This window comes from Streptomyces sp. NPDC086519, from assembly GCF_040686075.1.
GTDB classification, from domain to species: Bacteria; Actinomycetota; Actinomycetes; order Streptomycetales; family Streptomycetaceae; genus Streptomyces; species Streptomyces shenzhenensis.
Genome location: NZ_JBFBJL010000067.1, coordinates 41,329 through 48,065, shown reverse-complemented (window position 1 = coordinate 48,065; position 6,737 = coordinate 41,329). Strand labels below are relative to the sequence as shown.

At 72.0% G+C, this 6,737-nt stretch carries 6 protein-coding genes; 2 read left to right on the top strand and 4 right to left on the bottom strand.

Annotation, left to right across the window (positions count from 1 at the left end; genetic code table 11):
* Nucleotides 1–139 precede the first annotated feature (139 nt).
* Entirely contained in the window at nucleotides 140–1,303 is a 1,164-nt protein-coding gene (locus tag AB0P24_RS39515; RefSeq protein ID WP_365802767.1) for an SDR family oxidoreductase, read from the bottom strand.
* Nucleotides 1,304–1,495: 192 nt separating this feature from the next.
* Between AB0P24_RS39515 and AB0P24_RS39510 the strand changes: the two genes are divergently transcribed.
* Nucleotides 1,496–2,938: a zinc-dependent metalloprotease gene (locus AB0P24_RS39510; protein ID WP_365802765.1), complete on the top strand. Its 1,443-nt coding sequence runs from the start codon at nucleotides 1,496–1,498 to the stop codon at nucleotides 2,936–2,938.
* Complete coding sequence (locus AB0P24_RS39505) at nucleotides 2,935–3,456, top strand: NUDIX hydrolase (RefSeq protein WP_365802763.1); 522 nt, start codon at nucleotides 2,935–2,937, stop codon at nucleotides 3,454–3,456. The genes AB0P24_RS39510 and AB0P24_RS39505 overlap by 4 nt, the downstream gene beginning before the upstream one ends.
* Nucleotides 3,457–3,541: 85 nt before the next feature.
* Here AB0P24_RS39505 and AB0P24_RS39500 read toward each other — a convergent pair whose 3' ends face one another.
* From AB0P24_RS39500 to AB0P24_RS39490, 3 genes are read right to left on the bottom strand one after another with little or no spacing between them, the layout of a single operon-like run.
* Nucleotides 3,542–4,297, bottom strand: coding sequence for an AIM24 family protein (locus AB0P24_RS39500; RefSeq protein WP_365802761.1), 756 nt, complete (start codon nucleotides 4,295–4,297; stop codon nucleotides 3,542–3,544).
* Between the two features lie 17 nt (nucleotides 4,298–4,314).
* Nucleotides 4,315–4,995 carry an AIM24 family protein gene (locus tag AB0P24_RS39495; RefSeq protein ID WP_355715823.1) on the bottom strand — a complete coding sequence of 227 codons (681 nt, stop codon included), beginning with the start codon at nucleotides 4,993–4,995 and terminating at the stop codon, nucleotides 4,315–4,317.
* An 11-nt stretch (nucleotides 4,996–5,006) separates the two neighbouring features.
* Nucleotides 5,007–6,671, bottom strand: a complete 1,665-nt coding sequence (locus AB0P24_RS39490) for a TerD family protein (protein ID WP_365802759.1) — start codon at nucleotides 6,669–6,671, stop codon at nucleotides 5,007–5,009.
* Nucleotides 6,672–6,737: the final 66 nt, after the last annotated feature.

The window sequence follows — 6,737 nt, the reverse complement described above, 5'->3', positions numbered from 1 at the left end:
AGCCCGTCCGGCGTTTGAGGACGAGGCCGTTCAGGCCGAAGCGGGGGTCCGGGGGCGGCAGCCCCCGAACCGGGCGGTCGAAGGGGGCCCACCCCTGGAGGACGGGACGGGTAGGGGCGGCGGGGGCGAGAACCCGCCCTCAGATCCGCCGCCGAGCCTTCCGCGCCCGCCGCACCACAGCCGCCGCCCCCAGCAACGCCACCGTCGCCCCCGCAGCCCCCGCGGCCGTCGCATCCTTACGCCCCAGCCGCCGCCCCACCACCGTGTGCCGCCCAGCCACCTCCTCCAGCAACTCGGCCAGCACCTCCTCGTTCGTCCACCCCGGCCGCCACCCGGCGTCATGCAGCCGGCTCCCGCTCACCACCCACGGATACATCGTGTACGCGAGATCCCCGGCCGGCGACGGCGTCAGACCGATCCGGTGCAGCCGAGCCGCGGCCCCCAGCGCCACCGCCGACGGCAGCTCCATCCGCCGCACCCCGCTGAGTTCCTCGACCTCCTCCTGCTCCAGCCACCCGTCACACCCGACGGCGAGTTCCCCGTCCACCTTCTCCAGGACGGCGTACTCCAGCGCACTGCACAGATCCTCGACGTGGCAGAACTGCCAGGCGGGCCGCGACCCGGCGACGACAAGCAGCCGAGGCGACTCGAAATACCTGGTCAGCGCGGTGTCGGTGCCGCCGACCAGCACCGCGGGGCGCACGACGGTGACATTGAGCCCGGGGTGCGCGCGAGGCGCCCGGCGCGCGAGCCGCTCGATCTCCAGCAGGTCGCCCACGCCGGTGGCCTCGGCGGTGGCCCGCAGCTCCGCGTCCTCGGACAACGGCAACTCGTTGTCCGGCAGCGCGCCGTAGACCATCGCGGAGGTGCACAGCACCGCGCGGTGCACGCCGGCCGCGGCCGCCGCGGTCAGCACGGTCTGTGTCCCGCGCACGTTGTAGGCGGTGCGCGCCGCCGGATCGGTCTCCAGATCCAGGTCGAGCGCGAGATGCACCACCACGTCGGCCCCGCGCAGCTTGTCGGCGATGGCCGGATCCCGTACGTCGAGGATGTGCCAGTGGGCGTCCGCGCACTCCCCGCGCCGCTCGTCGATGGCGATGACCTGCTTGATCTCCGCGGACGCGGCCAGCCGCTCGGTGAGCAGCGCGCCGACCCCGGTCGCGGCGCCGGTCACGGCGACGACGGGCCCGCGCACCGCAGTCGCCTCGCCGGCGCGAAGCGCCGTCGTTGAGGGGTGGCGGCCGGGCGACGGGTGGGCTGAGTGGTTTCGCGCTGCGCGAACCTGCGGATCTGGGGAACTCACCGGGCGTCTCCAGCGGTTGTCTTCAGTACGGGCGTGAGTGACGCGTACGTACCAGGTGGCATCCATCCTGCCGCAGGCCGACTGTCGGCGAAGCACCGAGGCCCGATCGGGTCGGGGTGTCTACGCTGGGTGGTGTTGTCGGGCAGCCGCGCCGCCGGAGCAGACCGGTGGCCTTACCAGCCGAGGATTCCCGTGAGTGACACCCCATTCGGTTTCGGCCTTCCGCCGGAGGAGCCGGAAGACGGCGACGAGGGCAAGAAGAAGGACCAGCAGAGCGGTGGTGGGCAGGGACCGGCCAATCCGTTCGGTTTCGGCACGCCCGGAGCCGGCGGCTTCGGCGGCCCCGGCGCAGACAATCCGTTCGCTGCCATGTTCGGGTCGCTGAACCCGACCGACCTGGGCGCGGCCTTCCAGCAGCTGGGCCAGATGCTCTCGTACGAGGGCGGCCCGGTGAACTGGGACATGGCCAAGCAGATCGCCCGCCAGACGGTCTCCCAGGGCACCTCGGACGGCGTCAAGGACACGAGCGTCGGTCCCGCCGAGCGCACCGCTGTCCAGGAGGCCGTCCGCCTGGCCGACCTGTGGCTGGACGACGCCACGTCGCTGCCGTCCGGTTCCGGTTCGGCCGTGGCGTGGTCGCGCGCGGAGTGGGTCGAGGCGACGCTGCCCGCCTGGCAGGAGCTGGTCGACCCGGTCGCCGAGCGGGTCGGCGCCGCGATGGGCGACGTCCTGCCGGAGGAGATGCAGGCCATGGCGGGCCCGCTGATCGGCATGATGCGCTCGATGGGCGGCGCCATGTTCGGCACCCAGATCGGGCAGGCCGTCGGTGTGCTCGCGGGCGAGGTCGTCGGTTCGACCGACATCGGCCTGCCGCTGAGCCCGGCCGGCAAGGCCGCGCTGCTCCCGGTGAACGTCGAGGCGTTCGGCAAGGACCTCGGCGTGCCGAAGGAGGAGGTGCGGCTCTACCTGGCGCTGCGGGAGGCGGCCCACCAGCGGCTGTTCGCGCACGTGCCGTGGCTGCGCTCGCACCTGTTCGGCGCGGTCGACGGGTACGCGCGCGGCATCAAGGTCGACACGGCCAAGCTGGAGGACGTGGTCGGCCAGTTCGACCCGCAGAACCCCGAGCAGCTTCAGGACGCGCTCCAGCAGGGCATGTTCCAGCCCGAGGACACGCCCGAGCAGAAGGCCGCCCTGGCCCGTCTGGAAACGGCTCTGGCGCTCGTCGAGGGCTGGGTGGACGCGGTGGTCCACGCGGCCGCGAAACCGCGTCTGTCGTCCGCCGACGCGCTGCGCGAGACCCTGCGCCGCCGCCGGGCCACCGGCGGCCCCGCGGAGCAGACCTTCGCCACGCTGATCGGCCTGGAGCTGCGCCCGCGCCGCCTGCGCGACGCCTCCCGGCTGTGGGCCTCGCTCACGGACGCGCGCGGTGTCGACGGCCGTGACGCCCTCTGGGCGCACCCGGACATGCTGCCGACGGCGAGCGACCTGGACGACCCGGACGGCTTCGTGCACCGCGAGCAGCTGGACTTCTCCGAGCTGGACAAGATGCTCGGCGAGGCCGCGCAGGAGCCCGACCTGCACAAGAAGGACGCCCGGGAAGCCGGTGACCAGGAAAAGGGCGACGACACCGAGTGAGCCTGTACGACGACGCGGTCCTCGTTCTCAAGGGGCACGAGGGCCAGGACGAGCTGCGCCAGGCGTACCTGGACCACCTCGCGGCGCACCCGGACGGCATCTGGAAGGCCTGTCACGCCGGCCACGTCACGGCCAGCGCCCTGGTCGTCGATCCGGAGCGCGGCCGGGTGCTGCTGACCCTGCACCGGAAGCTGCGGATGTGGCTGCAGATGGGCGGCCACTGCGAGCCGGTCGACGCCACCCTGGCGGCGGCGGCGCTGCGGGAGGCGACCGAGGAGTCCGGCATCCCCGGGCTGACGCTGCTGCCGGGCGGTCCGGTCCGCCTGGACCGGCACGCGATCCCGGCGCCGTGCCACTGGCACTTCGACGTCCAGTACGCGGCCCTCGCCCCGCGGGGCGCCGCCCACGCGATCAGCGACGAGTCCCTCGACCTGCGCTGGTTTGCCTACGACGAGGTATCGGAAGTCGCCGACGACTCGGTCGTACGGCTGCTGGAAGAGACTCGCGCGCGGCTCTGACCTGGAGCTTTTCAAGCTGCCGACGCATGTGTAAGGGGCGCCCGCCAGTGGCGGGCGCCCCTTACTTTGCGGGCCTTCCCGGCCTTCAGCTCCAGACGTTGCCCTGGTTCATCCCGCGCGCGCCCTGCTGGCCCATCCCGAACTGGGCGGCGATGCCCTGGCCGATCTGGGCGTGCTGCGGCGGCAGCAGTTCACTCGGCTGGACCAACGCGAAGCCACTTCCCATGAAACTCAGCTCCCAGCCCTCCCCCGTGCTGCCCCGGCGCCGCCACACGCCCGAGGAATGCGTCTGGGCCTGCATCTGGACGCGCAGCCCGGTGGACCAGGCGACGATCGCGTCGGCGTCGCAGTTGACGTAGCGGTCGGGCGTGACCTGCATCAGCAGCGGCGCGCCCGAGGTCATCAGGGCGACCTTGCCGCGTCCGGTGATGTTGAGCTGGTACTTCCCGGACCCGGAGATGCCGTAGAGGCTGTCGACGGCGACGACCTCGTAGTGCAGCGAGGAGTCCATGGCGAGGACGTAGCCGCTGTCCACGGTCAGGCCGTCCTGCTCGACGTCCAGCACGTGGATGTGCTGGGCGAGGTTGGCGAAGTAGACCGTGCCCTGCCCGTGGCAGCGCATCAGGTCCAGGCCCTCGCCGGTGTGCGCACGCGCGCGTGCCTGCTGGTTGTTCGTGTACTCGGCGTCGAACTCGACGAGCCCCTGGTAGGCGACCATGGTGCCCTTGCGGGCGAGGACGTCGTCGTGGCCCTCCAGGACGACCCGCAGCATCTGCTTGTTCTGCAGGCTGTAGCGGTCCCGGGCCTGGGAGTCGTTGAAGGCGAAAAGCGGGCTCTGCATGGTTTCCTGACTCCCCCTCAGCCCCGGAACCGGAGGCGGTCGGTACTGTCCTCGCTGGGCTGGACGACGACGATGCCCTGACCGGAGAAGGCCATCTGGTAGGCCTCGCCGCTGCCCCGGCCGATCAGCGACTGTGCCTTGAAGCTGCGCTTGCCCTTCACCTTGAGGTTCGGGGACCAGGCGACCAGTGCGTCCGGGTCGACGTACGTCTCGTCCTCGCCGCCTCCGCAGTCGACGACGATCGGCTTGCCCCGGGAGGTCAGCGCGACCCAGCCCTGCCCGGAGATCTTGGTGTTCCACAGGCCCTGACCGGCGAACTTCGCGAGCCCCTTGACCCGCTCCACGCCCCACGTCAGATGGGCGTCGAAGGCCAGCAGGTTGGTGGCGTTGACGGAGATGCCGTCGCCGTTGAGGTTGATCACGACGACGTTCGCGCCGTAGTCGGCGAGGTAGAGCAGGCCGTCGCCGGAGCACTTCATCAAAGGCGCGCCCTCACCGGTCACCCAGTCCCGGGCGATCTGGCGCACGGCCGGCGGGTTGGGCTCGTACTGGACGAAGCCCTCGTAGGCGACCATCGAGCCCACGCGCGCGAGGAGGTCGTTCCCGGTCTGCATGGCGACCTTGAGCATGTGGTCGCCGTGGTTGTCCATGCGGGCGGTGACGGGTGCGGGGGCATAGCCCGCGAGCGGCTGGTTCATGACGGGCTCCCTCAGACCTCGTACGGCTGGACGACGATGAAGTTGCCGGGGGCGCCCCGGAACTGCAGGTTGACGCTCTCGCCGGTGTCGCCCGGATAGGCGTTGCGGCGCATCCGCACCTGGCTGGAGACGATCACCTGGGAGGCGGCCGACCAGGCGACGATCGCGTTGCAGTCGGCGAAGGTCGTCGGGGTCACGGGCAGCACGACGGGCGTGCCGTGCGTCTTGACGACGATGGTGCCGGTGCCCTGGAACTGCATCGTGAAGAGCGCGCCGCCGGGGATGCCGTGGCCCTCGATCCGGCGGACCTCGTACTGGAGGCCCTCGTCGAAGGCGAGGACGCTCTCGGCCGAGACACAGATCGCGTCGCCCTGGAGCTCGATGGGGTGCAGATGGGCGGAGTTCTCGGCGAAGAACACCTGGCCGTTGCCGGTGCAGCGCATCAGCTGCATCTCCTGGCCGGTGGCGTTGCCCACGATCCGGCCGACGAATCCGGCGCCCTTGTAGCTGAAGTCGACCTTGCCCTGGTAGAGCACCATGCTGCCCTGCCGGGCCAGTACCGGCTGGCCGCCCATGCCGAGGTCGGCGCGGATCAGCTTGCTGTTCTGGGGAGTCCAGCGCTGCCCGGTGGGCGTCTCCTTGAACTTCTGCAGTGCGGCACCCACACCGGCACCGCCCTGGGGAGCGCCCTGCGGAACCGCGTAGGTCTGCTGGCCGGGGACCTGTCCGAACGGCGGCTGCTGGCCGTAGCCCGGGGGCGGGGTCGGCGCCTGGGGGTATCCGGGCGGCGGGGCGGGGGCCTGCGGCGGCGCCGGAGGCTGACCGTAGCCGGGCGGCATGGGCGCGCCCGGGGACGGCGGGGCGGGCGGCTGGCCGTAGGGCGCGGGCGCCGGGGCCGGGGGCGGCACGGTGCCCGGGGCGAGCGGGGCGATGACGGTGGGCGCGGCGTGCACGTTCGGGGCCGACGCAGGGGCCGGGGCCGGGGGCGGGGTGAAGCCCTGCGGCGCGGGGGCCGGAGCCGGAGGCGGGGTGAAGCCCTGCGGCGCGGGGGCCGGGGCCGGCGGGGCGGCGAACGCGGGCGGCGCGAAGCCGGGCGCGGCCCCGCTCTGCGGTTGCTGGGGCTCCGGCGCGGCGGGCGCCTCCTCCTCCTCCAGCACCTCGCCGCCGAAGTTCTTCAGCAGCGCCTCCAGACCGCCGTCGAAGCCCTGACCGACGGCGGCGAAGCGCCACACGTCCTTCAGGTAGAAGTCGCCGAGCATCACGGCGCGCTCGGTGGAGAACTCCGAGCCGTTGAAGGAGTACCGGGCCACCTCCTCGCCGCCCGCGACGATCCGGAGGTACCCGGGCCCGACCTGCGACATCTGCCCGGCGCCGTCGATGGTCGCGGTGAACGCCAGCTTCTGGATCTGCGGTGGGATCCGGTCCAGCGTGACCCGGAAGGACTCCGTGTCGCCCGCCTGCGCACCGAGCAGCTGGACGGACTCCTCGGGAGACTTCGGCTGGTTGAAGAAGATGAAGTACCGGTCGTCCGACAGCCGTTCGTCGGCGTCGAGCCCGAAGCAGCTGATGTCGAAGGTCAGCCCGGGGCCGGAGATCTGCACGCCTACGTACAGATCCGTGCCCGGCGTGAGGTCACTGATCCTGGCCTTGTGGCCGCGTTGGAATTCCCTGGCCATGCGTTACGACCGTCCCCCATCCCGAATGCGAGTGCGTCGCGCCAGGCTAACGGCTAACTCGGACAT

Excerpts from the sequence above, each read along its gene's own strand:
- AB0P24_RS39500 (WP_365802761.1), bottom strand. The coding sequence starts at position 4,297 with ATGCAGAGCCCGCTTTTCGCCTTCAACGACTCCCAGGCCCGGGACCGC.
- AB0P24_RS39495 (WP_355715823.1), bottom strand. The coding sequence starts at position 4,995 with ATGAACCAGCCGCTCGCGGGCTATGCCCCCGCACCCGTCACCGCCCGC.
- AB0P24_RS39490 (WP_365802759.1), bottom strand. The coding sequence starts at position 6,671 with ATGGCCAGGGAATTCCAACGCGGCCACAAGGCCAGGATCAGTGACCTC.